Origin of the sequence: Sphingorhabdus buctiana, from assembly GCF_042680825.1 — a bacterium.
GTDB lineage: Bacteria > Pseudomonadota > Alphaproteobacteria > Sphingomonadales > Sphingomonadaceae > Sphingorhabdus_B > Sphingorhabdus_B buctiana.
This window is the reverse complement of the sequence record NZ_JBHUEL010000008.1, coordinates 1-23,815: the sequence shown is the minus strand read 5'-3', so window position 1 is coordinate 23,815 and position 23,815 is coordinate 1. Positions and strand designations below refer to the sequence as shown.

The window sequence follows — 23,815 nt, the reverse complement described above, 5'->3', positions numbered from 1 at the left end:
AAGCTAAACGCGGATTTCGCGCCACTCGCCAGGTGCCAGACCTTCGACTGTCCAATCGCCGATCGACCAACGCACCAAACGCAGCGTCGGAAAACCGACCGCTGCTGTCATCCGTCGCACTTGGCGATTTCGTCCCTCGCTGATGGTCAGTTTGATCCAGCAATCGGGCACCGATTTGCGAAAGCGCACCGGCGGATCGCGTTGCCATAGCTGCGGATGGTCAATCCGTTCGGCTTTGGCTGGCTTCGTCATCCCGTCTTTCAGCATCACACCTTTGCAGAGGCGATCCAAAGCGGCATCGTCGATCTCGCCCTCGACCTGCACCAGATAGCTTTTGGGCATCTTGTGCCTTGGATCGGCGATGCGTGCCTGCAGCCTTCCATCGTCGGTGAGCAGCAGCAGTCCCTCGCTATCGCGATCAAGTCGCCCCGCCGGATATACCCCAGGCACCTGGATATAATCCGATAGCGTCTCCCGCACACCATCGCTGCCGCGATCGGTAAACTGTGAGAGAACACCAAAAGGTTTGTTGAACAATATCAGGCGCGACATGGTGGCATCGGTCTAGCAGCTATGCCCAAATAGGAAAGGCCGGCGGGTCTCCCCACCGGCCTTCGATGTTTCAGCTGGTGCTGAACGACGGACTTAGAAGTCCATGCCGCCCATGCCGCCCATGCCACCGCCCATCGGCATAGCCGGGGCCTTGTCTTCCGGAGCATCCGCGATGGTTGCTTCGGTGGTGATCAGCAGGCCGGCGACCGATGCAGCATCCTGCAGTGCGGTGCGAACAACCTTGGTCGGATCGATAACGCCCGACTTTACGAGGTTTTCGTAAGTGTCGGTTGCAGCGTTGAAGCCCTGGGTTTCATCGCCTTCGCGCAGCAGGTTGCCCGAAACGACCGCACCGTCATGGCCGGCATTTTCAGCAATCTGGCGGATCGGAGCGAGGATCGCCTTGCGGATGATGTCGATACCGCGTGTCTGGTCGTCATTTGCACCCTTGAGGCCGTCAAGCGCCTTGGTTGCATATAGCAGAGCGGTACCGCCGCCGGGGACGATGCCTTCTTCGACAGCTGCGCGGGTAGCGTGCAGGGCGTCATCGACGCGGTCCTTACGCTCCTTCACTTCGACTTCAGTCGCACCGCCAACCTTGATCACGGCAACGCCGCCAGCAAGCTTTGCAAGGCGTTCTTGCAGCTTTTCACGGTCATAATCGCTGGTGGTGGTTTCGATCTGCGCACGGATCGCTTCGACGCGAGCCTTGATCGCATCGGCTTCACCCGCACCGTCGACGATGGTGGTGTTGTCCTTGTCGATCGAAACGCGCTTGGCTTGGCCGAGCATGCCGAGCGTAACCGACTCAAGCTTGATGCCCAGATCTTCGCTGATCATTTCGCCCTTGGTCAGGATCGCGATGTCTTCGAGCATCGCCTTGCGACGATCGCCGAAGCCCGGAGCCTTGACGGCAGCGATCTTCAGGCCACCACGCAGCTTGTTGACGACGAGGGTAGCAAGCGCTTCGCCTTCGACGTCTTCCGCGATGATGAGAAGCGGACGACCTGACTGCACGACAGCTTCGAGGATCGGCAGCATTGCCTGCAGGTTCGAAAGCTTCTTCTCGTGGATCAGGATATAGGGGTTATCCAGCTCGACCGACATCTTTTCGGTGTTGGTGATGAAGTAGGGCGAGAGGTAACCACGGTCGAACTGCATGCCTTCGACAACATCGAGTTCGAACTCGAGGCCTTTGGCTTCTTCGACGGTGATGACGCCTTCCTTGCCGACCTTTTCCATGGCTTCGGCGATTTTTTCGCCGACTTCACGGTCGCCATTGGCAGAGATGATGCCGACCTGTGCGATTTCTTCCGAGCCCTTGACCGGGTTCGAACGCTTTTTCAGGTCTTCGACAACAACATTGACTGCCTGGTCGATACCACGCTTCAGGTCCATCGGGTTCATGCCCGCAGCAACCGACTTCATGCCTTCGCGAACGATCGCCTGGGCCAGAACGGTTGCAGTGGTGGTGCCGTCACCAGCAGCGTCGTTGGCCTTGGAGGCAACTTCGCGCAGCATCTGGGCGCCCATGTTCTCGAACTTGTCCTTCAGTTCGATTTCCTTGGCGACCGAAACACCGTCCTTGGTGATGCGCGGTGCGCCAAAGCTCTTGTCGATAACGACATTGCGACCCTTGGGACCCAAGGTAACCTTCACCGCATCGGCGAGGATATCAACGCCGCGCAGGATGCGTTCACGCGCATCGCGGCCAAATTTCACGTCTTTTGCAGCCATGATTTTGTTCCTTCAAATATATGCAGCTGAAATCAGCCGATGATTCCGAGAATGTCCGATTCTTTCATGATCAGCAGGTCTTCGCCGTCGATCTTGACTTCGGTGCCCGACCACTTGCCGAACAGGATCTTGTCGCCGACTTTGACGTCCAGCTTGATGCGGTCGCCATCTTCATTGTAGGCGCCTTCGCCAGCGGCGACGATTTCGCCTTCTTGCGGCTTTTCTTGAGCGCTGTCGGGGATGATGATCCCGCCAGCGGTTTTTGCTTCGGCCTCGACGCGACGGACGAGGACGCGGTCATGCAACGGACGAAATTTCATGACATGCCTTCCTTTTATGGTTGATGACGCAAGGGGAAACCCAGTGGCGCACCCCCACGCGCCTGAAACACTATTAGCACTCACCTTTATCGAGTGCTAACGGGGCCCAGATAGGGATTATGCCGGTTGCGTCAAGCACCGGTGAGAGAAAAAATTTTGCGCCGTCGGTAACTTTGCGGCGCTTTGCCCCGAACCTCCTGTCGAGACGCCTGTTTGGCGCTCTCTACGCCAGCCCCCTGGCTCCATTCTTATGTTGAATAGTTGGAGGATTTATGACTGCATCCGTTTTGAAAATTGCTGCCGCTGCAGCCGCTCTTTCCGCCGCAGCCTCGATCGCGACTGCTCCGGCAACTGCTGCCAAGCCTGCGCAGGAAAAATGCTTTGGTGTGGCGCTAAAGGGCAAGAATGATTGTGCTGCCGGCCCGGGCACCAGCTGCGCCGGCACCTCGACCGTCGATTATCAGGGCAATGCCTGGAAGCATGTTGCCAAGGGCAGCTGCGTGAAAATGGGCGGTACGCTGACCGCGCATGCCGGCAACGCCAAGCCGGTAGCGAAGAAGTAATCGCCCGAGTTTTTGCGGATGGACCAATTGACAAACGCTGGCAGCTATCAGGCACCGTTCTCTACCCTCTCCCCCAAAGCGGGAATCGGGCTAAAACCCCAGCATTATGATATCATTTTGAATGTCGACCCGATCATGCACCCCCCGGCATGGGTCGAGGTCCATCCGCAAAACTATTTCTGCGAAGGGGGGCCGCCACACCGATGGCTGTCTGCAGTCGCCGAACGCTATCCCCTCAGTTTCCACTCGGTCGGTTTGTCGCTCGGCAGTGCCGATGGCCTGATAGCCGACCAGCTCGACCGCCTGGCAGCATTGTGCGACCGATATCAACCCGCAATGGTTTCCGACCATTTGAGTTTCAGCGGCAATGCGCATGATCGCTTCGCCGACCTGCTTCCCATTCCCTACACATTCGAAGCGCTTGACCATTTTTCGGCGCAGGTGGATCGCGTCCAGCAGCGTTTGGGTCGGCAGATGCTGATCGAAAACCCATCCTGCTATGTCGCTTATGCGGACAATGACTATTCGGAGCCCGAATTCCTCGCGCATTTGATCGCCAAAACAGGTTGCGGCCTGCTGCTCGATATCAACAATGTGGTGGTCTCAACGGGCAATCTGGGCGGAAATCCGGGCGCGTGGTTTGCGCAGGTCGATCCGGATTGGGTGGGTGAAATTCATCTAGCCGGCCATGCCACCGAACTTCATGACAGTGGTCCACTATATATCGACGATCATGGCAGCCCGGTCGGCGACCTTGCATGGACGCTGTTTGCCGAATTTGTCTCGAATCATGGACCAAAACCCACATTGATCGAATGGGACACGAACACCCCGGCCTATCCAGTCTACATGGCCGAGGCGCACAAGGCACAGGCGATACTCGATAGAGCGCTGGAGCGGCACGATGCCGTCGCTGCTTGAAGCCCAGCGCAACTTTGTTGGCACCATCAACGAAGGGCCATCGGCGCTCGATCCCGCTCTATTTGTCGGCGATGCGGATCGCATAATTCTGGGGCTGAAGGCGCATGCGAACACGATAAGCCATGCCCGCCTCGTCGCACTCGAACAAAGCTTCCCGATGCTGCACCTCGAGTTGGGCAATAGTGCATTCAATTTGCTATCGCGCGAATATGTCGAGACGCCGGCTGCCCGTGCGTTCGACCTCAACGATATTGGCAAAGGCTTTGTCGCATTTCTGGAGCGATGTGAAATCGCCGCAGCCATGATCGACCTAGCCGCAATCGAATGGGCCTGGCTCGAAAGTTTTCATGCCACAGATGCTATGCCGATTGGGCTGGACCGGCTTGCTAGGCTCGATGAAAGTTTGCTGCTGGACTTCAAGGTTGCGCTGCATCCTGCTGTTCGACTGCGCCGGTTGCAGGCGCCCTTAGTCCAATCGCTGGCAGAGCTGGCAGTTGACGGCAATCCCGCATCGATCCTGATCGCCCGGCCTGAGGCCGAGGTGCGATTGTTGGCCCTCGATGCAGCCGGTACTTTGCTAATCGAAAAAATGTCGTCGCCGGTTTCAATCGGTAACCTTTTATCCCTCGCTTGCGAACATGGCCATGAAGCCGACCCTATCGGGCCGGTACTGAATTTGATCGGCGCCGGTGCGCTGATAGCCATGGAGTAGATATGTTGCAGGCCCTGACCCAAAGCTATGACCGCGCCGTCGCGATTGTTTCCGGAAAACTCCCTGAATCGCTGGCGCTGTTGTTTGTCCGCATTGCGCTGGCCGGCATTTTCTGGCGGTCGGGCCGAACCAAGGTCGAGGAAGGCAGCCTGCTTTCGGTGAGCGACAGTACGCTGACGCTTTTCAACGAAGATCCGTTCAACAAGGTTCCTCTGTTACCCAGCGATTTTGCGGCCTATCTTACAACCTATGCCGAGCATGCCCTTCCTATCCTGCTGGTTTTCGGACTTTTCACACGCCTTTCGGCGTTGGCATTGCTGGGGATGACAATGGTCATCCAGATTTTCGTTTTCCCCGACGCATGGTGGCCGGTGCACAGCATGTGGGTTGCGGTCGCGCTGGTGCTGATCGTGCGCGGGGGTGGCCGCCTGTCGGTTGACGCATTGCTTACAGGTCGCCGCGCATGATTGCCAATGAGGAGGGGTTGCGACGCCTGATGCGCCTGTCGCAAGGCGGTGACAAACAGGCCTATGCAATCCTCCTTGAACAATGTGGTGCCTGGTTGGCGCGCTATTACCGACAGAAAATTGCACCCGACGCGATCGACGATCTGGTGCAGGAAACGCTGATGTCGCTTCATCGCAAAAGAGCGAGCTATGATCCCTCCCGACCTTTCCTGCCCTGGCTTGCCGCTATCGCGCGCTATCGCTGGGTTGACCGGCTACGGCAGGCATACCGAAATGAAGCCGATTCAATCGGCAACCACGATCCATCCGAGGATAGCCATGAAGAAGTGGTTGCAGCCAAGATCAGCATCGACCGTTTGCTCGACCTGATTCCTACCAGCCAATCCGACGCGATCCGCTGCATGAAAATCGAGGGATTGAGCATCGCAGAAACCTGCCAGCGCACCGGCCAGTCCGAAGCGTTGGTCAAAGTGAACATACATCGCGGATTGAAAAGACTTTCCGCACTTGTCGAGAGTGAGTGAAATGAAACAGGGATTTAGCCTGGACGATCTGGTCCACGATCTGGAACCGGTGCGTCCGTTCAACATGGTGCGCGCGATTGCATCGGTGGGCGCAATTCTAGCCGCGGCGGCTGCGCTGATCATATTGTCAAAGGGCATGCGCGCCGATGTGATGGCAGGCGATCCGGAGCCGATGTTCCTGATCCGGGCAGGCCTGCTCCTGCTGCTTGGCGGCGGATGCGGCTGGGCGGTGCTCAGCATGGCTAGCCCTGCCGTCGGCAAGCACGGGCAATCGTGGAAGATGGCGCTGGCAGCAGCCGCATTATTCCCGTTGGCCGCGCTGGTCATCGCGATGACCGGACGGGTCGAAGTCGCCATGTCCAACATGCGCTACGGGCTCGATTGCATGGCTTTCAGCGGCATTGGCGGTTTGGCGACAGCGATTCCGATGGTGCTTTCATTGCGTCGCGGCGCGCCGACCAACCCCGAACGCGCTGGATGGCTGACGGGTGTTGCCGCAGGCGGGCTGGGCGCTTTTGCCTATGGCCTGCACTGCCCATTCAACGATGTGGTCTATATCGGCGTCTGGTATTCACTCGCCGTGGGCGTTTGCGCGTTGCTCGGCCGGCTGATCGTGCCGCGGCTGATCCGCTGGTAATCAGCCGCGCGCTGGCAGCCCTGCTGCGCGCAGAGCAGCGTGAGCTTCCGCTATGCTGTAAGTGCCAAAGTGGAAGATTGAGGCCGCCAGCACCGCGCTGGCATGGCCCTTGGTCACGCCTTCGACCAGATGATCGAGCGTCCCCACCCCGCCGCTGGCGATAACGGGAATGTCGACAGCATCGGCGATGGTGCGCGTGAGTTCGAGGTCGAAGCCGATCTTGGTGCCGTCACGGTCCATGCTTGTGACCAGCAGTTCACCTGCCCCCAGTTCGGCAAGCTTCAGTGCATGTTCGACAGCGTCGATGCCGGTCGGCTTGCGCCCGCCATGAGTGAAAATCTCCCACCCATCGCGGCCGTCGGACCAGCGCTTGGCATCGACCGAGGCGACGACGCACTGGCTGCCGAAACGCTCGGCGATATCGGCCACAACCTCGGGCCGTGCGACAGCCGCGCTGTTCACCGCAACCTTGTCTGCCCCGGCCAGCAACAACGCCCGCGCATCTTCGCTTCTCCGTACCCCGCCACCGACGGTCAGCGGCATGAAACAGACCTCTGCGGTGCGGCGCACGACATCGAGGATCGTGTCACGCCCTTCATGGCTGGCGGTGATATCAAGGAAGCACAGCTCGTCCGCGCCCGCCTCGTCATATGCCTTGGCCTGCTCGACCGGATCGCCAGCGTCCTTCAGGTCAACGAAATTGACTCCTTTGACCACGCGGCCATTGGCAACATCGAGGCAGGGAATAACACGGATGCGGACGGTCATATTCCCCCCTCCCGCGAGCGGGAGGGGTCGGGGGAGGGCCAGACATGGAAAGGACCGTTTTCAGGCCCTCCCCTAACCCCTCCCGCTCGCGGGAGGGGGACATTGTCCGTTCCGACCATCATGCCCGGTTCGCTATCGCAATCGCCGTCGCCAGATCGAGGCGGCCATCGTAAATCGCCCGACCGGTAATCACGCCCTCAATCCCGTCCTGCGCGTGCAGGCTGAGAACGTGGATTTCATCAATTCCTTTCACTCCGCCGCTGGCGATCACCGGAATATCTACCGCGCGCGCGAGGTCGACCGTCGCGTCGATATTGCAGCCGGTGAGCATTCCGTCGCGCCCAACATCGGTGAAAAGCAGGCTGGCAACGCCCGCATCCTCAAACCGGCGGGCAAGATCGATAACCGGCATGTCCGATTTCTCGGCCCAGCCTTCGGTGGCGACAAAACCGTCGCGCGCATCGACCGCAACGACGATGCCATTTTCGAACTCGCGCGCCATATCCCTGACGAATTGCGGGTCTTTGAGCGCAGCTGTGCCGATCACCAGTCGCGCAACGCCCAGATCGAACCAGCGCTCGACCGTCTCGCGGTTGCGGATGCCACCGCCCAACTGCACATAGCCGGGGAAATTCTCGATGATGTATTCGACTGCCTCGGCATTTTCGGGCTTGCCTGCGAACGCACCATCAAGGTCGACAACATGCAAATGCTCCGCACCAGCCTCTGCGAAGAGCAGCGCCTGCGCCGCCGGATCGTCGGCATAGACGGTCGCGCGGTCCATATCGCCTTCGGCAAGTCGAACGACCTGGCCGCCTTTAAGGTCGATGGCGGGGAAAACGATCATGCCAAATCCTTCTTCATGGGCGCCACTCCAGAAAGCGCGCCAGCATCGCTATGCCATAGCTCTGGCTCTTCTCAGGATGGAATTGCACCCCAAGGATATTGTCCTTTGCCACCGCCGCCACACGCGGGCCGCCATGGTCGGTCGTTGCCAGCACATTCGCCTTATCGGCGGCGTCGAAATGATAGCCGTGCAGGAAATAGGCCTCCCCGGTCTCCACCACTGGATGCGCACCATGCAGGGTAACATCGTTCCAGCCCATATGCGGAACCTTCAGGCCCGGCGCAGGTTCAATCGCGCGCACCGTGCCGCCGATCCAGCCCAGCCCCTTGGTGCTGCCATGCTCCACGCCTTCATCCGCGAGCAATTGCATACCGACGCATATACCCAAAAACGGCGCTGCATCGCGCAGCACGCGCTGCTCCAACGCTGCGATCATACCGTCGATACCCGAAACGCCATCCATGCAATGGGCAAAGGCGCCAACGCCGGGGAGAACAATGCGCTCCGCACCGGCGACGACATCGGGGTCAGCGGTCACAGCAATATCCGCCGCCCCCGCCGCCTTCAGCGCGTTTCGAACCGATTGGAGATTGCCCGCGCCATAGTCGATCAGCGCGACGCGCTCAGCCACCTAATATCCCCTTGGTCGAGGGGATCGCCCCGCCCTTGCGCGGATCGATTTCCACCGCCTGCCGCATCGCACGGGCAAAGCCCTTGTAGATGCTCTCGGCGATATGGTGGTTATTCTTGCCGTAAAGAAGCTCGATATGCAGCGTCAGCCCCACCGCATCGGCGATCGAGTGGAACCAGTGCTCGAACAACTCGGTATCCATCTCGCCCAGCCGCTCCTGCGTGAAACCAGCCTTCCAGACGAAATAGGGGCGGCCCGAAATGTCGAGCGCAACGCGGCTCAAGGTTTCGTCCATCGGCGAATAAGCACTGCCATAGCGCATGATCCCGCCCTTATCGCCGAGCGCCTTTGCAATCGCCTGCCCTATGGCGATGGCGCTGTCCTCAGCGGTGTGGTGCTGGTCGACATGCAAGTCACCTTTGATGCGGCAATTGATGTCGATCATCGAATGGCGCGAAAACTGTTCGATCATATGATCGAGAAAGCCGATCCCGGTCGAAATGTCATATTGGCCGGTGCCGTCGAGATTCACCTCGACCGCAATTTCGGTTTCCTTGGTGTTCCGGTTTATCGAGGCGGTGCGCATGGCTGTGCGCTATAGGCCGATAATGGCCAAGTGCAAGCCTGTGCGCCTATCTTGGGCTAAAGTTCAACTTGATTTCAACGCGCGGTCAGTCCACCAAGGCGCGCATGAGCGACGACGCCCCAGACAGCCTGATTCCCTATGACGATGTCGTGCAGGAAGCCCTGCGTGCGGTGGTGGGGCGCGTGTTGGGCGAAGTCGCGGTCAGCGGCCTGCCCGGCGACCATCATTTCTACATTACCTTCAAGACCCGCGCGGCCGGTGTGAATATCCCGGTCCACCTGATGGAGCGTTTCCCCGATGAAATGACCATCGTGATGCAGCACAAATATTGGGACCTGAAGGTGGGTGAGGATTATTTCGAAGTAGGCCTGTCATTCAGCCAGGTTCCTGCGCATCTGCATATTCCCTTTTCGGCGATTACTGCCTTTGTCGATCCGGCAGTTGATTTCGCGCTGCAATTCCATGTCGACGCCGAATCCGGCCCCGAGCCGCACGAACAGGCCGAAAATGACGGACCGACCATCGAGCAGGAAGACGGCTCGAACGTCGTTACAGTGGATTTCGGACGCAAGAAGTGACCGGGGCAACCCGCAGCGAAAGCGACAGTTTCGGCCCTATAGATGTTCCTGCCGAGGACTATTGGGGCGCACAAACCCAGCGCAGCATCGGCAATTTCCCGTTTCCGCCGCAGGAGCGGATGCCGCTGGGGATTGTTTACGGCCTCGCCCATGTCAAACGCGCCGCGGCTATGACGCATAAAGCCTCAGGGGCGATGTCGGCAGAGGTTGCAGATGCAATCGTCGCGGCAGCCGATGCCATCCTTACCGGAAAACATGACGACCAGTTTCCGCTGACCATCTGGCAGACGGGCAGCGGCACGCAATCGAACATGAACGTCAATGAGGTGATTGCTGGCATCGCCAATGAGGCGTTGACGGGTGTGCGCGGCGGCAAGTCGCCGGTGCACCCCAATGACCACGTCAATATGGGCCAGTCATCCAATGACAGTTTCCCGACTGCCATGCATATCGCGGTCGCAATCGCTACGCACCGAGAGCTGCTACCCGCGATTGACCGTTTGACTGATGCACTCGCGCAAAGGGCAAAGGCCTGGGTCGACATCGTCAAGATTGGCCGCACCCATATGCAAGATGCGACCCCGCTGACATTGGGGCAGGAATTTTCAGCTTATGTTGCGCAGTTGATCGCCGCGAAAAACCGCATCGAAGGTGCGGTGCTGCACAATGTGCAAAAACTGGCGCAGGGCGGCACAGCAGTGGGAACGGGTCTCAATGCTCCGCAGGGTTTCGATTCCGCCATCGCGGCAGAGGTGACGAAGGCGACGGGCATTGCTTTCGCCCCCGCGCAAAACAAGTTTGAGGCGCTCGCCACGCATGACGGGCTGGTATCGTTCCATGGCCAACTCAATACCCTCGCCGTCAGCCTGACCAAGATCGCCAACGACATTCGCCTGCTCGGCTCAGGCCCGCGCTCGGGCCTTGGCGAACTCAATCTGCCCGAAAACGAACCCGGCAGCTCGATCATGCCTGGCAAGGTGAACCCCACCCAGTGCGAGATGCTGACCATGGTCGCGGCGCAGGTGATCGGCAACCATCAGGCGGTGACGGTGGGCGGGATGCAGGGGCACCTTGAGCTGAATGTGTTCAAGCCGCTGATTGGTGCCAATGTGCTGCGCTCAATCGAATTGCTCAGCATCGGCATGGAGACTTTTGCGAAGAACTGCATCGACGGGCTGGAACCCAATCGGGAACGTATTGCGGAACTGGTCGACCGTTCGCTGATGCTCGTCACCGCGCTGGCACCGATAATCGGCTATGACAATGCCGCCAAGATCGCCAAGCACGCGCACCAGAACGGCCTGACGCTGAAGCAATCCGCGCTGACGCTCGGACTGGTTGACGAGGCGACTTTCGATGCCCATGTCAGGCCGGAAGACATGGTGTAATTATCCACACCACCCTGTGGAAAAAGGAGTTATCCACATGCCCCTGTTGAAAACCATTGCCGGTGCTGTTGTCGGAGAAGTTGTTGGTCGCAAGCGTGGCCATGGCCTATTGGGCGCTGGCCTCGGCATTGCTGCCACCCGGATTGCAACGCGATCGATACCGGGTGCATTGCTGGTCGGCGGTGCACTTTTGGCCAAAACGGTTTACGACAAACGTAAGAAGCGGAAGAGCTAGAACTTTCCAGTCTCGATTTAACGTCGTTAACGGCGTTCCGGACTTGCCTTATTGCTAAAACCCGCTTGACGCCCCGCCCACTCTTCGACCAGTAGCGGCTATGGCTGGTTCCCATAATCAACTCGAGCGCCGCGGGCTTTTGTTTGTCCTTTCATCGCCTTCTGGCGCGGGCAAATCGACATTGTCGCGCATGTTGCTCGAGTCCGAACCGCAAATCGCGCTTTCGGTGAGTTACACTACCCGCCCTCCCCGGCCCGGCGAGATTGATGGTGTGCATTACCATTTCACCGATGTTCCGACTTTCAAGGCCATGGCGGCGAATGGCGAATTCCTTGAATGGGCGCATGTATTTGGACATCGCTATGGCACGCCGAAGGGCCCGGTCGAGGCCGAACTGGCGGCGGGCCGCGATGTGTTGTTCGATATCGACTGGCAGGGCGCACAGCAGCTTTATCAGGAAGCCGGCCCCGATGTCGTGCGCGTCTTCATCCTGCCTCCTTCAATCGAGGAGTTGGAGCGCCGCCTGCATGCGCGCGCGCAGGATAGCGATGCCGTGATTGAGGAGCGGATGGCGAGGGCGAAATCCGAAATCGGCCACTGGGATGGCTATGATTATGTCCTGATCAACGATGATGTCGAACGCTGCTTTGCCCAGGTACGCCAGATCCTGACTGCAGAGCGCCTCAAGCGGCGCAGGCAAAAGGGCCTGATCGGCTTTGTCCGGGACCTCGTCGCCAGCTAAAGCTCTTCGGGCAGTGGTTCGTCATATAGCCGCCCCATAAATTCGTCGCTGTTGCGTGCAAAAGGATCGAGCGCAACGACATTGCCGTCCTTGAACAGCAATTGGAAATCGCCGCGCCAGCGCCGACGCCAGGCGACAAAATCCTCAACCGCATAGCGCCGTTCACGGCCATCCTCATCATAGGCAATCGTGCGGCCGCGCATCCGAAGCGATAGTTTGCGCAGCCGATAGACCAACAGCCCTGCATACACCGCGCCCGCCCCAAAAATGAAGGATAGCCACCAGGCAACCCGCATCTGGAATTCGGCATCCGAGCGTGCCGAGCCTACGAAAATCCAGACCCAGCCAATCAACGCAGAAATTGCTGCACTGCCCAGAAAGGAAAACCAGTGCATTCCCCCGGGCCGTAAAACCATCCAGCCTGGCTTGGATGTGCCGGGAACCAACAAGACGGTTATTAGGAGCAGCACAAACGCCACTCCAACGGCCATCAGAGGCAACAGCCCCTCAATCGTTACATAAGCCTGCATCGCCCACTCCTGCGCAGTGGGCTGACGATAACATAAAAATTCAATTTTGCGTTAAATGCGGAGCAGTTCGAGGAAGTGGGCAGCGTGTAAAAACTCTGCCTCACGATCTGACCGGTTCTTTTGCGCCCAATAGTCGGCACCCCAATTCTGTTCCTGCCACAATTCTTCAAGGCACACCACCTCCCACAGCGCAGCGGGTGTTCCAGCGCGCTCCACAATGGCGAGTACCGCGACGAGTGATCCGGCGAGATGCGCCAATTTGGCCATTGCCGCCAACTCAAAGGTCCCGCGCGCGAGCACGGCGGCACGCAATTTTTCAAGCGTGGCTTCAGGCTGCGGTTGGTGGAGCACACCATGGACGATACGGAACGAAACATCGTAGCGACCCTGCGCCCATTCGAGCCAGGGGCCCCAGATTTCCGCCTGTTTGGGTGCGAGCGGTTCGTCAGGCTCGGCGCGATAGCAAAAAGCGTCGCTTTCCGCATAGGCCGCGATCGAGGCAGCGAAGGCGGCACGATCGGGTGCAACATGATCGATTGCCGCATTGGCAAAACCTGTCATCGGCATCGCTGCAGGGTCGATCTCTTCTGCTACCCCCTCCCACTCGGCAACCACCGCATCTGCCAACGCCTTGGTTGGCAGGTAGAGTTCGTTGCGCATAGGCGTTTTGAGCGCTCGCCCATCAAGGCGGATGCCATAACCGTAGGTGCCCTGTTCAAGGCCAACACTTTTCCAAAATCGCCGCATGTTCAGCCCTGCCCGGCGTCCTTCTTGTTCCAGCTTTTCTTGAGCAAAACGGGAAGAAGGAAAAATTCGATCATTCCCAGGATCAGGAAGAAGTATCCCAGCAGTGGCGGGAAATCGGGAAACAGGCGCCCGGCACTGATCGCAAGGCCCAACATCACAATGACTGCCCCCGAAAAGCGCAGCAGGTTCAAAATTATGAACCTCTGTTTCGCCTGCATTTCGCGTTCTTCACTGTTCATGATCGCCCTTCCAATGCCTGCATCAGCTCTTCCATCGTTTCGACCAGATGATCGGCGCCCGCCTCTCGCAATTCATCCAGCGGATGATAACCCCAGGAGACGCCAATAGTGCGGCAACCAGCCGCTTTGCCCATATGGATATCGTAAACCGTATCGCCAATCATCACAGCATTTGCCGCATCGACCCCGGCATCGGCCAGGGCCTGCCAGACCATCGACGGGTGCGGTTTGGATGGATGCCGGTCAGCCGTCTGCAACGTCACGAACAGGCCCTTGATGCCATGATGATCAAGGCAGCGATCGAGCCCGCGATCGGACTTGCCAGTCGCTACGCCGAGCAGCCAGCCATTCTCGTCCAGTTCGCTCAACACGGCAGCCATTCCGTCGTAGAGCGGCTCATCGACCAAGCCGTTTCCGCGCAGCGTGAAAAATGCCTGCTTGTAGCGCTCGGCCATATCCTGGTGCAGGCTATCCTCGGCATCGGGCAGTAATTGCCGCATCGCCTCTACAAGGCTGAGGCCGACGATGCGCCGCGTCGCATGGCGTGCCGGCGGCTGCAGGCCCGCTTCTTCAAACGCATGCTCCATTGCCATGCAAATATTGGCCTGGCTGTCGACCAGCGTGCCATCGCAATCGAAAATGGCGAGGCGCAATGCGGTCATGCCACCCATTCCCGCATCAGATGCGCCAGCGCACGCTTTCCCAGCTTTTCCAGTTGATCGGCAACGCGCAGCCGTTCGGCCTCGCTCTTATTCTGCGACAGTTTGAAGGTCGGTCGCCACGCACGAACCTCCATTTCAAAACCCGTAATCGCGGTAGTCAGCTTGTCAAAATAGGCCGCGTCCATCTTGTCGCGGGTCCATGGCTTTTTGGGTGCCAGTCGGGCTTCGTTGACGGCGCTCAGATCGTCTAGCAGCGCAACAAGCCCGTCATGATCCATCTTGCGGACCGGCCCTTCCAGTTCGATGCTGATATAGTTCCACGTGCCAACCTGATTTTCGCCTTCATACCAATCAGGGCTGACATAGGCGTCTGGCCCGTTGACCACCACCAACGCTTCGCTGCCATGCAGATGGCGGGTGAGCGCATTGCCATTGGCAAGGTGGAATTGAATCGCGCCGTCGCCGGTGGAAAAGAGCGCAGTTTGGGCAACGCGCGGTCCATCAGGGGTTTGGACGAAAACCATCCCGAAACCGATTTCCTGCACCAGCGCCTCCATGATCGCGCGCTGGTCGGCATCGCTGCCAGGCAGGCGGAATTTGGAATTTGGGTGCATTATTTCTTTCGCCCCTTGGTAGGCGCCTTGTTCCGACCGGGTTTGGCCATCGCTTTGGCAGCACCCCGGCTGCGCCGTTCGCCCTTGCGCTCTTTCCGCGCATCCTTGGCGCGCGCGGCGGCTGCCCGGCGCTTGGCTTCAAGGGTTTCAGATTTCTTGGGTTCGTCGAGCAAGAGCGCGTCACCGATTTCCAGATCAAAGCCCAAATCAGCAAAGCTATTCGCCATATGCGGGGGCAAGTCTGCACGCACATCAACCTGCCCGCCATCAGGGTGGTCGATGCGGATACGCCGCGCATGCAGGTGCATCTTGCGGCTGATAGTCCCAGTCAGGAAAGCATCCTTGCCGCCATATTTGCCATCACCGACAATGGGATGGCCGATGGCTGCCATGTGCACGCGCAACTGGTGGGTGCGGCCTGTATAAGGCTGCAATTCCACCCAGCAGCATCGATTGCCCGCTCGTTCGACCACGCGATATCGGCTGCGCGACGGCTGCCCCTGTTCCTGGTCGACATGCATCTTTTCCCCACCTGTGCCAGGCTGTTTGGCAAGCGGCAGGTCGATGAAACCGTCATGAATATCGGGAACGCCGACGACAAGTGCCCAGTATACCTTGCGCGCGGTACGCGAGGAAAAGGCCTTGGAAAAATGGGCTGCGGCGCGCGGCGTGCGGGCAAGCAACAGGGCGCCTGACGTATCCTTGTCGAGCCGGTGGACCAGCTTTGGCCGTGTCTCAAGTTCGAAGCATAAAGCATCGAGCAGGCCATCGACATGCTCTGCGGTTTTCGTGCCGCCTTGTGTCGCAAGGCCTGGCGGCTTGTTGATCACCAATGCTGCCTTGTCCTTGTGGATCACCAGACTGCGGGCGAATTCTGCGGTCTCCTCGCTGATTTCGGGGCGGACGCGTTTCGGCCGTGCATCGGCAACCGGCTCCGCGGGTGGCACGCGGATTTCCTGCCCTGCTTCGATGCGATCGCCGGGGGTGGCGCGCTTGCCGTCCACACGTAGCTGGCCGGTGCGCGCCCAGCGCGAGACGATGTTGAAGCTGGCGTCGGGCAGATGCCGCTTGAACCAACGGTCCAGTCGGATACCGTCATCTTCGGCATCAACGACAAAGCGGCGGATGCTTTGGCTGTCCTTGCTCATGCCATCACCGCCCGACCGAGGCCAAGCCCGATAAACAGCGCGAGCAGTGCGAGAAGCACCGAAGCCAGCGCATAGCCGCCTGCCAGCGCGATTTCGCCACGCTCGACCATTTGCGCCATTTCAAGGCTGAAGGCACTGAATGTGGTGAAGCCGCCTAGAATGCCGACACCGGCGAAGAGACGCACATTCTCTCCCGCATCCCCGTTCCGCAACACAAATGTTGCGAGCAATCCCATCAACAACCCACCCAGCAAATTAGCTGCAAAGGTTGGCCAGGGCCAGCCATGCGCCGTCACAGGAAGCGCACGCGCCAAGCCAAAGCGCGCGGCTGCCCCAATGGCACCGCCGGTCATCACAAGGATATAAGACTGCATTGCCCCTGCATTAGCGATAGAATTGGGGAAAAACAGCCCCGTATCTTGCTAACGTCAGTCGACGCGCTTCACCCGGCGCAGTGGGCCATTGCCAACCTTCATCATATAGCCGCCGGCGACGCCCTTTTTGATGGTGATCGACAGGCCTTCGCGCAGGAAGGTAGTCAAGGCTTCTGTGGTTTGCCAGGTTCCACCATCGGGTATGGTGAACTGCCATTTGCCCAAGCCCAATTCACGGACGGATTCGAGCGTTGTCTTGATTTCTTTGAGCTCGTCTTCTTCTGCGCTGTCATCCCCGTCGAAGAAGGGCAAGTCAGGAAGCGAAAAGCCGAAAAGCGAACGACGCGTCTTGCGAACATCGCTGCGATCCAAAAGGACAACCTCTTTCGCTAAACGTGCCTTTTCAAATTCAGAGCTCGACCTGTCAAAGCATGCCAGGCGCGCAGCGGTATCTTCGATCGAACGGCAGGCCAGAAGGTCGGTATAAGCTTTGGGCGGCGCTTCATCATCTGCATGGGCCGGCAAGGATGCCATCAGCACGGCAGGAAAAGCAAAAAGAGCAAGGCGCATGGCAATTCTCCACTCCGAACGCGCTAACTATATGGTGGAATCCATCCGCTTCCTAGGACAGAGTTTGGCCACCAAAGAAATGGGGGGCAAAAGCCCCCCAGTCGTTTCGGTTGCGAAACAGGAAGAATGATCAGCGGCCATTATTGGCCACAATGTCGACTGCAGTGCCTCCGCCCTTGAGCGCAGTCAGGGTAATCACATAAGCACCGCCATCATTATCGCGCACGCCGCCGAGCATATGTTCGCCATCACGAATTTCATAATCGGCGGTGAAACCCGAACGTTTTGCCCGCGTGTAATAATAATCAACGACCGCCTGCCGAGCCGCACCTGTGGTGAAACTGACAACACGGATATCGCAGATGCCGCCTTCAACACCCGCCGCTTCCTTCACTCGGCCATTTGGATAGACCGGGAATTCGGTCGGCATGCGCGCCGCCCAACCAGCGCCATATTGCAGTTTCGCCTCACAAGTGCCCTTACCGCGTTTCACACCTTGCGCTGCGGCCCTTGCCTCCAATGTCTCCCCGCGATTGGCTGCGCAATCATTGCACTCTTCAGCGCCAACGACGCGCGGCTTGGGTGCGCGCATCAGCTTCGCATTGGCAAGTTCCTCTGCCGAGGCGGTTGCACCTTCATAGCCGCTGTCAGATGGCTTTTTGCCATCGAATGGGCTGTCGCCTGCCCGCACCATATTGGCGTTCGATTTGCCTGCGAGGTCCGGGTCGACCAGTATCTTGTCTTGCACCGCGCCGGTCATTGCGGGGTCGGAGCCCTTGCCGACCAATTTTTCATCAAGTGCAGCGACATCGTCTCCGCCTTCGCTCCCCCCGCCGCAGGCAGACAGCATCAAAATGCCGCCGCCCAGAGCCAGAAGCGCGACGGTTTGGCCAAATTTGTGTTTCCTGATCTGCATGTTCATGCTCCGGATTAACTGTTGCCCGTCTGGCTGCGTCGCATGATGGCGCAAATCCAGTGACAAACAAGGTTAACCGGAGTTCCGAAGCCACCGATCCAATTGATTTTACAATGGAATACAAACCCTGTGCCAGCGAGAGACATCCGCCAGCCAAGGGTTAAGAATTGGCGGCAGTGTTATTTGACCATCCCGCGATACGAAATAGTGCCCTCTGCACCCGGCGCGATCGGCTTGGCGAAAATCCAGCGCACATGGGTCACATCTTCTGCCGCTGCCGCACGAAGTGTTGCTGCGGCGCCATCCTCGCCAGCCACCAACACTTTGAGATCGGCCAATTTACCCCAGCTTTTGCCGCCATCGACCGATACTTCGGCCCAATCCTCTGCAACCGACACGAACTGGACCGGCCCGGGCATCGGATTGACTGCGCGAAAATCCGCCGCCGGTTCCGAACCCTTGTTCACATAGCGCAAAGTGAAAACCACCCTGTCGCCGGGTACGACGATCACGTCCTTGGGTTGTTTGAGGACAATCCGTTCTTTGCCATCCGCGCCGATTTCCTGCCGCTCGATCATTGCCTCGCTCGACAACGCTACCGAATTGGAAAGCAGCATCACCGGCGCTGCCATCGCAGGCGTAGCCAATAGAGAGGCCGCACCCAAACCGACAAAGGTAGTTGCGACAGCAATGGCTATGTGGTTGAACTTGCTATTCATTTTTGCTTCCCGAGTTTCAGGCATGACCATTTCTTCGCGGGAAATACTGAAGAAAAATGGTTAAAGGGTGGTAAACTTAAGGGCTTTGCGGTGCAGAGTTTACAACCGCTTGCGCCTAGTAAATACCGCCTTCTTTGGTCATGAATTCCTGGTCGCGCTGGGCGCTGCTTTGCCCGCTTGCCCCGGCTCCATCGGATGCCGTCGAAGCTGCTGCTTCCTTCTTCTTCGGCTTGTCGTCGCGTTTCTCTAGCTCATCCTGCCGGATCGTCCGCTTCGGTTCTGTTTCTGCCGCAAAGGCTTCCCAGATCACAGAACCCTTGGGGTCGTTATCGTCAGGCCAAGCACCATAGACACGTTTACCTGATTTGCGGTCGATGCGAACCAAGCGCACACCATTGGGTGCGGTGAAGGGTAGCTTGGGGAGGCCGGCATAGGCTTGGCGGGCGAACTGTTTGAAAATCGGTGCAGCAATCGAACCACCTTGTGCATAGCCACCCATGTTGCGCGGCTGGTCAAAGCCCAGATAAACACCCGCAACAAGGTTCGGCGAACCGCCGACAAACCAGACATTGGTCGGACCATTGGTCGTCCCCGTCTTGCCGAACAGCGGCCGATCAAGATCGCGCAGGATGGTTGCCGTACCGCGCTGGATCACGCCTTCGAGCATATGTACAACCTGATAGGCCGTCACCGGATCCATCACCTGTTTCCCACCCGGCTTGAAGCGCGGCATGGGCTTTCCATCCCAATCCTTCATATTGCAGCCTTTGCAAGGCTTCCAATCCTTGGGCCAGATGACTTTGCCGGTGCGCGACTGCGCAAAATCGATAACCGTCGGTTTCAATTCACGCCCATGGTTGACCAGCATTGAGTAGGCGTTGGTCATCTTGAGCACGGTCGTATCGCCTGCACCCAGGGCATAAGAGAGATAAGGCGGGTAATCCCCGATGCTCATCGCCTTGAAGGTTTTCACGACATTTTCCATGCCGGAATCGCTCGCTGCACGAACCGTCATCAGGTTGCGCGATTGCTCCAGCCCCCAGCGCATCGTCTGCGGACCCGCCCCGCCGCCGCTAAAGTTGCGGAAACATTTTTGCCCAAGCGATGCGCCCTGCCACACGCAATAGGGTCCATCAACGATGATCGAAGCCGGCGTCATGCCACTGTCGATCGCGGTCGCATAAACAAATGGCTTGATCGTCGAGCCGGGTTGGCGCTGCGCCTGTGTAGCGCGGTTGAAGCTGGAAATGCGCGAGTCAAAACCGCCTTGCATCGCCAGCACGCGCCCATTGACCGGGTTTTGCACGACCATCCCGCCGCCGACTTCAGGAACGGTGCGAAGTTGATAGGCCCGGCCACCCATCGGCGCGACCGCAATAACATCACCTGCCTTCAATGCCGCAGGTGCAACGTTCAAAACGCCGGTGTCGCCATCGGCAAAGCCTATCTCCGCACCGCCACCGCGTTTGCGGATAGCAACCGCAATGCGCCAGTTGCTGTAACCGATCCCGATATTGGAACTGGCCAAGCGCGATTGCCATTTGCCATCGTCCATCGGAATGGTGGCAATCGGTTTGCTCCATGCGCGACCACCATGATAGCGCAGCAGGCCGTCGCGTAGCGCCTTCGATGTCCATTCCTGATATTCAGGATTCATCGACGAACGCACCCACAACCCGCCTGCATAGACACTAAAGGGGCCTTGCTCGGCAGTCTCGCCGAACTGCTCAATCAATTGGCGGCGAACTTCCTCGGCAAAATAGCCACCCTCATTCTTGTATTGCTGGCCTTGCCGGGGAATGAGCCCGAGCGGCATCGCCTTGGCCTGATCGGCGCGGGCGCGCAATACCCAGCCGTTGGAGACCATTTCCTCCAAAATCCAGTTGCGGCGTCCGATGGCGGCGCGCGCATGTTCGGCACGGCTGTAACGCTCCGGCGCTTTGGGCAAGGCAGCCAGAAACGCCATTTCGTGCAGTTCGAGTGCATCCACGCTCTTGCCGAAATAGGCCTGCGCCGCCGCTTCGACGCCGAACGCCTGACGGCCAAGCGCGATCTCGTTCATATAGAGCGAAATGATCTGCTGCTTGTTCAACGCGCCTTCGATGCGATAGGCAAGGATCGCCTCTTTGATCTTGCGCGTGTAGCTATATTCGTTGGTCAGCAGCAGGTTTTTCGCCACCTGCTGCGTGATTGTCGACGCCCCGCGCGAGCGGCCCGAGCTCGTCAAATTGTCGAAAACCGCGACAACAATGCCGATATAATCGATGCCGCCATGGCTGAAGAAATTCTTGTCCTCTGCCGACAGATAGGCGCGGACGAGCATCGGCGGAAAATCGGCATAATCGAGTTGTACCCGGCGTTCGCGCGCATAGCTGTGGAACGGCTCGCCGTTGATGTCGCGCACCACGGTGGGCAGCGGCGATTCATATTCAACCAGCGCCTCGGCATCGGGCAGATTGCGGAGCAACACGGCCCACAGCAGGATATAACCGAGCACCAGCCCGCCGACCGCATAGGCACCCAAGCGGAACCATTTCTTCTGCCAATTGGCCTGAAGCTGCTCCCATAGCCCTCCCGCGCTTCGGGATAGCTTGTATCTCACATTGGTCGGCGCACTCTCGTCCATCGCCCGTCTCTCTAGCGGATTCGTGGCAAGCGTCCAGAACCTTGTCGATGGGATGAGAGCTTATTTACGCCTTGTGGCGCGCACCCACTGGGGGCGGATCCTGCGGCGGACCGGCAAAACATTGCGCGATCGCCATCCAGCGCGTCGCGACGGGGCCACTAACCTTAAGCGATGTATCACCGATATTCCGGCATTGCGTGACGACCTGGCAGAATTCGGAAGCACTGCCTTCGATCAGGTCTTCACCCTCGCCATATTCCCAGATCGCACCCGATGGCGCGGTGAGTTTCAGCCGTGGCATCGGGCCCGGTGGCTCTTCCTTGCGGTTCTTGAAGGTCCAGCCATAGGTGTTGACGCCTAACCGCACGATATTGCCGATGCGATCAGCATCGACGCGATCTACACCTAGCGCATCATACACGGCTTGCGCGTGCGCCCAGGTTTCCATCAGACGGGCCGTGATCGAACTGATCACGCTCATGTCCGGCCCCACCCACAGCACCCGCATTTTCGGATCTGCATTGGCAAAGCGCGGTGTCATCTCGCGGACCTGCGCTATCCAGGCATCGCGCAGCTTTGTGCCTGAAAGCCCTTCGAGATGTTGCTTTTCGAAATCAGGCAGTCGACCGCCGCGAATGCCGGCTGCCATTTGCCCTAGAAACGCCCGGAAAGCTTCCGCGTCGCTCAGCGCCAGATCAGCGGCGATATTCCAGACGTGCAGGTGGCGCAGGACTTCATCGATCGTCCACCCCTTGAACAGGGTTGGCTTCGCATAGTCCGCATCTGCAAGCGGCGAGAGCAAGGCGTGGATTGCCTCGCTCTGGTCCCGAAAATCCTGCGCTTGCTGCATCAGCCCTTGCTCATGAAGCCGAACAGATGGCCGGCCACCTTGCGCATCTGGATTTCTTCCGCACCCTCGGTGATGCGATAGCGGCGGTGATGGCGATAGATATGCTCAAACGGTTTGTGCCGCGAATAGCCGATACCACCATGCACCTGCATCGCCCGGTCAGCCGCATCGCAGACAAGGCGGTTTGCGCGATAGTTGCACATTGAGATTACGTCGGAGAGCTGCTTGGCCACTTCGGGCTTGGGCATGGTATCCATCTTGGCGCTGGTGGCATAGATCAACTGCCGCAGCATCGCTGCCTCGGTGTGCAGCTCAACCAGCGGGAACTGGATCGCCTGGTTGACCGCAAGCGGCTTGCCAAAGGGCTTGCGTTCCCGCGCATATTTGACCGCTTCGTTGATGCAATATTGCGCCGCACCCAGTGACGATGCAGCCTGCCGGATGCGGTTTTCGTGCACGAAATGCTGGGCGAGAGCGAGGCCATAATCCAGATCGCCGAGAACCATATGCCCCGGGATCCAGACGTTCTTGAGCGCAACCTTGGGATGGTCGGTCGGCATGTTGAACGTCCAGAGATATTCGCCGACTTCGAAACCTGGGGTGTCTGCCGGAACGAGGAAGCAACCTATGCCTTTCGCATCGCCATCCTTGCCGCTGTGGCGGGCGAAGACCATGCAATGCGAATGATGGTGCGCACCGGTGGTCCACATCTTGTTGCCGTTGATCAGCCAGCCATCGACCCCATCGCGTTTTTCCGGAACCGCGCGGGTATCCATCCAGGTCGCGTCCGATCCATGATGCTCTTCGGTGAGGCCAAAGGTACAGCGCATGCGCCCTTCAAGCATCGCCGGGATATATTCCTGCTTCTGCTCTTCGGTACCGAAATCGCGGACCATGAGCGGCTGGACGAGGTTGCCGACGATCGAGCTTTCGTTCTGAAGATCATTGTGCAGACCAAGGCCCTTTTGCGCGAGATGTTCGCGGATGCAGGCCATGGCGAGGTGGCTGCCATTCTTGCCGCCAAATTCGACCGGCAGGTTGAAACGATAATGCCCTGCCTTGTCGGCGCGGCGGCGCATTTCGACCAGCAATTCCTCCCATTCGCGGCGCGGCAGGCCGTTATTGTCCCAATCGGTACGCGCCCATTCGCGGCGATGGTCAAAGAAACGGTTGTTATCGTCCTGATTCTGCAACGGCACGATCTCACGCTCGATGAAGTCATCAAGCTCGGCCAGATAATCAGTAATTTCCTTGGGGATTTCGAACAATGTCATGACAGCCTCTCCACTCTCTTTGTGTGGAAGGTTGACCGCACCGCATCGCGAGTCAAGCGCAATTTAATCGCGCGATTAAATTTTTGCCGTTTTGATTTGCCACAATGACAGCGGTTGAGCCCCGCGCGGCGCGCAGAAAAAAGGCTAGCGACTTTTTGCCGTGCCTGCTAACCGGCCGACTTCGCAGCCTGCCTGCACGCACCCATAGCTCAGCTGGATAGAGCGTTGCCCTCCGAAGGCAAAGGCCAGAGGTTCGAATCCTCTTGGGTGCGCCATTTGCGTACAAAACCAAGAACAGGCGGATGCTGGCCAAGTTTGCCCGCAAGCGCAGTACTCAG

30 protein-coding genes and 1 tRNA gene are annotated in these 23,815 nt (G+C 58.7%); 11 read left to right on the top strand and 20 right to left on the bottom strand.

The window, feature by feature from the left end:
* Positions 1 to 3: 3 nt before the first annotated feature.
* The 3 genes from ACFSAG_RS08290 to groES all read right to left on the bottom strand — a co-directional run bounded on the left by ACFSAG_RS08290 (position 4) and on the right by groES (position 2,609).
* Positions 4 to 552, bottom strand: coding sequence for a pseudouridine synthase (locus ACFSAG_RS08290; RefSeq protein WP_381513413.1), 549 nt, complete (start codon positions 550 to 552; stop codon positions 4 to 6).
* Between the two features lie 93 nt (positions 553 to 645).
* The gene (groL, locus tag ACFSAG_RS08285; RefSeq protein ID WP_381513411.1) at positions 646 to 2,289 is read right to left on the bottom strand and encodes a chaperonin GroEL; all 1,644 of its coding nucleotides are present in this window, start codon (positions 2,287 to 2,289) and stop codon (positions 646 to 648) included.
* Between the two features lie 32 nt (positions 2,290 to 2,321).
* Positions 2,322 to 2,609: a co-chaperone GroES gene (gene groES / locus ACFSAG_RS08280; protein WP_374615346.1), complete on the bottom strand. Its 288-nt coding sequence runs from the start codon at positions 2,607 to 2,609 to the stop codon at positions 2,322 to 2,324.
* Between the two features lie 272 nt (positions 2,610 to 2,881).
* Between groES and ACFSAG_RS08275 the strand changes: the two genes are divergently transcribed.
* From ACFSAG_RS08275 to ACFSAG_RS08250, 6 genes are read left to right on the top strand one after another with little or no spacing between them, the layout of a single operon-like run.
* A complete protein-coding gene (locus tag ACFSAG_RS08275; RefSeq protein WP_381513408.1) occupies positions 2,882 to 3,172 on the top strand; it encodes a BufA1 family periplasmic bufferin-type metallophore in 291 nt (96 codons plus the stop codon).
* Between the two features lie 18 nt (positions 3,173 to 3,190).
* Positions 3,191 to 4,093, top strand: coding sequence for an MNIO family bufferin maturase (gene bufB, locus ACFSAG_RS08270; RefSeq protein WP_381513406.1), 903 nt, complete (start codon positions 3,191 to 3,193; stop codon positions 4,091 to 4,093).
* On the top strand, positions 4,077 to 4,805 hold the full coding sequence (locus ACFSAG_RS08265) for an HvfC/BufC family peptide modification chaperone (protein WP_381513403.1): 729 nt from the start codon (positions 4,077 to 4,079) through the stop codon (positions 4,803 to 4,805). The genes bufB and ACFSAG_RS08265 overlap by 17 nt, the downstream gene beginning before the upstream one ends.
* A gap of 2 nt (positions 4,806 to 4,807) precedes the next feature.
* Complete coding sequence (locus ACFSAG_RS08260) at positions 4,808 to 5,272, top strand: DoxX family protein (RefSeq protein WP_381513401.1); 465 nt, start codon at positions 4,808 to 4,810, stop codon at positions 5,270 to 5,272.
* A 29-nt stretch (positions 5,273 to 5,301) separates the two neighbouring features.
* The gene (locus ACFSAG_RS08255) at positions 5,302 to 5,796 is read left to right on the top strand and encodes a sigma-70 family RNA polymerase sigma factor (RefSeq protein WP_381513398.1); all 495 of its coding nucleotides are present in this window, start codon (positions 5,302 to 5,304) and stop codon (positions 5,794 to 5,796) included.
* A gap of 1 nt (position 5,797) precedes the next feature.
* On the top strand, positions 5,798 to 6,433 hold the full coding sequence (locus ACFSAG_RS08250; RefSeq protein ID WP_381513395.1) for an NrsF family protein: 636 nt from the start codon (positions 5,798 to 5,800) through the stop codon (positions 6,431 to 6,433).
* Here the strand turns inward: ACFSAG_RS08250 and hisF are convergent, their stop codons facing one another.
* The 4 genes from hisF to hisB form a co-directional block, all read right to left on the bottom strand.
* The gene (gene hisF / locus ACFSAG_RS08245) at positions 6,434 to 7,201 is read right to left on the bottom strand and encodes an imidazole glycerol phosphate synthase subunit HisF (RefSeq protein WP_381513392.1); all 768 of its coding nucleotides are present in this window, start codon (positions 7,199 to 7,201) and stop codon (positions 6,434 to 6,436) included.
* Between the two features lie 118 nt (positions 7,202 to 7,319).
* Positions 7,320 to 8,048 carry a 1-(5-phosphoribosyl)-5-[(5-phosphoribosylamino)methylideneamino]imidazole-4-carboxamide isomerase gene (gene hisA, locus ACFSAG_RS08240; RefSeq protein ID WP_381513389.1) on the bottom strand — a complete coding sequence of 243 codons (729 nt, stop codon included), beginning with the start codon at positions 8,046 to 8,048 and terminating at the stop codon, positions 7,320 to 7,322.
* A gap of 13 nt (positions 8,049 to 8,061) precedes the next feature.
* The gene (hisH, locus tag ACFSAG_RS08235) at positions 8,062 to 8,679 is read right to left on the bottom strand and encodes an imidazole glycerol phosphate synthase subunit HisH (RefSeq protein WP_381513386.1); all 618 of its coding nucleotides are present in this window, start codon (positions 8,677 to 8,679) and stop codon (positions 8,062 to 8,064) included.
* Positions 8,672 to 9,265 carry an imidazoleglycerol-phosphate dehydratase HisB gene (gene hisB, locus ACFSAG_RS08230; protein ID WP_381513383.1) on the bottom strand — a complete coding sequence of 198 codons (594 nt, stop codon included), beginning with the start codon at positions 9,263 to 9,265 and terminating at the stop codon, positions 8,672 to 8,674. Before hisB ends, hisH begins: the two co-directional genes overlap by 8 nt.
* 104 nt (positions 9,266 to 9,369) lie before the next feature.
* Between hisB and ACFSAG_RS08225 the strand changes: the two genes are divergently transcribed.
* The 4 genes from ACFSAG_RS08225 (at position 9,370) to gmk (ending at position 12,208) form a co-directional block, all read left to right on the top strand.
* On the top strand, positions 9,370 to 9,843 hold the full coding sequence (locus ACFSAG_RS08225) for an SspB family protein (RefSeq protein ID WP_374614693.1): 474 nt from the start codon (positions 9,370 to 9,372) through the stop codon (positions 9,841 to 9,843).
* Complete coding sequence (gene fumC / locus ACFSAG_RS08220; protein WP_381513381.1) at positions 9,840 to 11,231, top strand: class II fumarate hydratase; 1,392 nt, start codon at positions 9,840 to 9,842, stop codon at positions 11,229 to 11,231. Before ACFSAG_RS08225 ends, fumC begins: the two co-directional genes overlap by 4 nt.
* Positions 11,232 to 11,268: 37 nt before the next feature.
* The gene (locus tag ACFSAG_RS08215; protein ID WP_374614691.1) at positions 11,269 to 11,466 is read left to right on the top strand and encodes a hypothetical protein; all 198 of its coding nucleotides are present in this window, start codon (positions 11,269 to 11,271) and stop codon (positions 11,464 to 11,466) included.
* 100 nt (positions 11,467 to 11,566) lie between these two features.
* Positions 11,567 to 12,208, top strand: coding sequence for a guanylate kinase (gene gmk, locus ACFSAG_RS08210; RefSeq protein ID WP_374614690.1), 642 nt, complete (start codon positions 11,567 to 11,569; stop codon positions 12,206 to 12,208).
* Here gmk and ACFSAG_RS08205 read toward each other — a convergent pair.
* From ACFSAG_RS08205 to ACFSAG_RS08145, 13 genes are all read right to left on the bottom strand, one after another.
* On the bottom strand, positions 12,205 to 12,738 hold the full coding sequence (locus ACFSAG_RS08205; RefSeq protein ID WP_381513377.1) for a hypothetical protein: 534 nt from the start codon (positions 12,736 to 12,738) through the stop codon (positions 12,205 to 12,207). The genes gmk and ACFSAG_RS08205 overlap by 4 nt on opposite strands.
* Positions 12,739 to 12,789: 51 nt before the next feature.
* Entirely contained in the window at positions 12,790 to 13,485 is a 696-nt protein-coding gene (locus tag ACFSAG_RS08200) for an ATP12 family chaperone protein (protein WP_381513374.1), read from the bottom strand.
* A gap of 2 nt (positions 13,486 to 13,487) precedes the next feature.
* The gene (locus ACFSAG_RS08195; RefSeq protein WP_374614687.1) at positions 13,488 to 13,724 is read right to left on the bottom strand and encodes a hypothetical protein; all 237 of its coding nucleotides are present in this window, start codon (positions 13,722 to 13,724) and stop codon (positions 13,488 to 13,490) included.
* Positions 13,721 to 14,386, bottom strand: a complete 666-nt coding sequence (locus ACFSAG_RS08190) for an HAD-IA family hydrolase (protein ID WP_374614686.1) — start codon at positions 14,384 to 14,386, stop codon at positions 13,721 to 13,723. The genes ACFSAG_RS08195 and ACFSAG_RS08190 overlap by 4 nt, the downstream gene beginning before the upstream one ends.
* Entirely contained in the window at positions 14,383 to 15,000 is a 618-nt protein-coding gene (locus ACFSAG_RS08185) for an FMN-binding negative transcriptional regulator (RefSeq protein ID WP_381513368.1), read from the bottom strand. Before ACFSAG_RS08185 ends, ACFSAG_RS08190 begins: the two co-directional genes overlap by 4 nt.
* Complete coding sequence (locus tag ACFSAG_RS08180) at positions 15,000 to 16,148, bottom strand: RluA family pseudouridine synthase (RefSeq protein WP_381513365.1); 1,149 nt, start codon at positions 16,146 to 16,148, stop codon at positions 15,000 to 15,002. The genes ACFSAG_RS08185 and ACFSAG_RS08180 overlap by 1 nt, the downstream gene beginning before the upstream one ends.
* A complete protein-coding gene (locus tag ACFSAG_RS08175; RefSeq protein ID WP_381513362.1) occupies positions 16,145 to 16,522 on the bottom strand; it encodes a fluoride efflux transporter FluC in 378 nt (125 codons plus the stop codon). Before ACFSAG_RS08175 ends, ACFSAG_RS08180 begins: the two co-directional genes overlap by 4 nt.
* Before the next feature lie 54 nt (positions 16,523 to 16,576).
* Positions 16,577 to 17,092, bottom strand: coding sequence for a hypothetical protein (locus ACFSAG_RS08170; protein WP_381513359.1), 516 nt, complete (start codon positions 17,090 to 17,092; stop codon positions 16,577 to 16,579).
* Between the two features lie 130 nt (positions 17,093 to 17,222).
* Complete coding sequence (locus ACFSAG_RS08165; protein ID WP_381513357.1) at positions 17,223 to 18,008, bottom strand: hypothetical protein; 786 nt, start codon at positions 18,006 to 18,008, stop codon at positions 17,223 to 17,225.
* A 179-nt stretch (positions 18,009 to 18,187) separates the two neighbouring features.
* Positions 18,188 to 18,727: a hypothetical protein gene (locus tag ACFSAG_RS08160; RefSeq protein WP_381513354.1), complete on the bottom strand. Its 540-nt coding sequence runs from the start codon at positions 18,725 to 18,727 to the stop codon at positions 18,188 to 18,190.
* A gap of 115 nt (positions 18,728 to 18,842) precedes the next feature.
* A complete protein-coding gene (locus ACFSAG_RS08155) occupies positions 18,843 to 21,353 on the bottom strand; it encodes a penicillin-binding protein 1A (RefSeq protein ID WP_381513352.1) in 2,511 nt (836 codons plus the stop codon).
* Positions 21,354 to 21,417: 64 nt separating this feature from the next.
* Entirely contained in the window at positions 21,418 to 22,203 is a 786-nt protein-coding gene (locus ACFSAG_RS08150; protein WP_381513349.1) for a TIGR03084 family metal-binding protein, read from the bottom strand.
* A complete protein-coding gene (locus ACFSAG_RS08145; RefSeq protein ID WP_374614677.1) occupies positions 22,203 to 23,477 on the bottom strand; it encodes an acyl-CoA dehydrogenase family protein in 1,275 nt (424 codons plus the stop codon). The genes ACFSAG_RS08150 and ACFSAG_RS08145 overlap by 1 nt, the downstream gene beginning before the upstream one ends.
* Before the next feature lie 198 nt (positions 23,478 to 23,675).
* Between ACFSAG_RS08145 and ACFSAG_RS08140 the strand changes: the two genes are divergently transcribed.
* Positions 23,676 to 23,752 (top strand) — tRNA-Arg (locus ACFSAG_RS08140).
* The last annotated feature ends 63 nt before the right edge of the window (positions 23,753 to 23,815 follow it).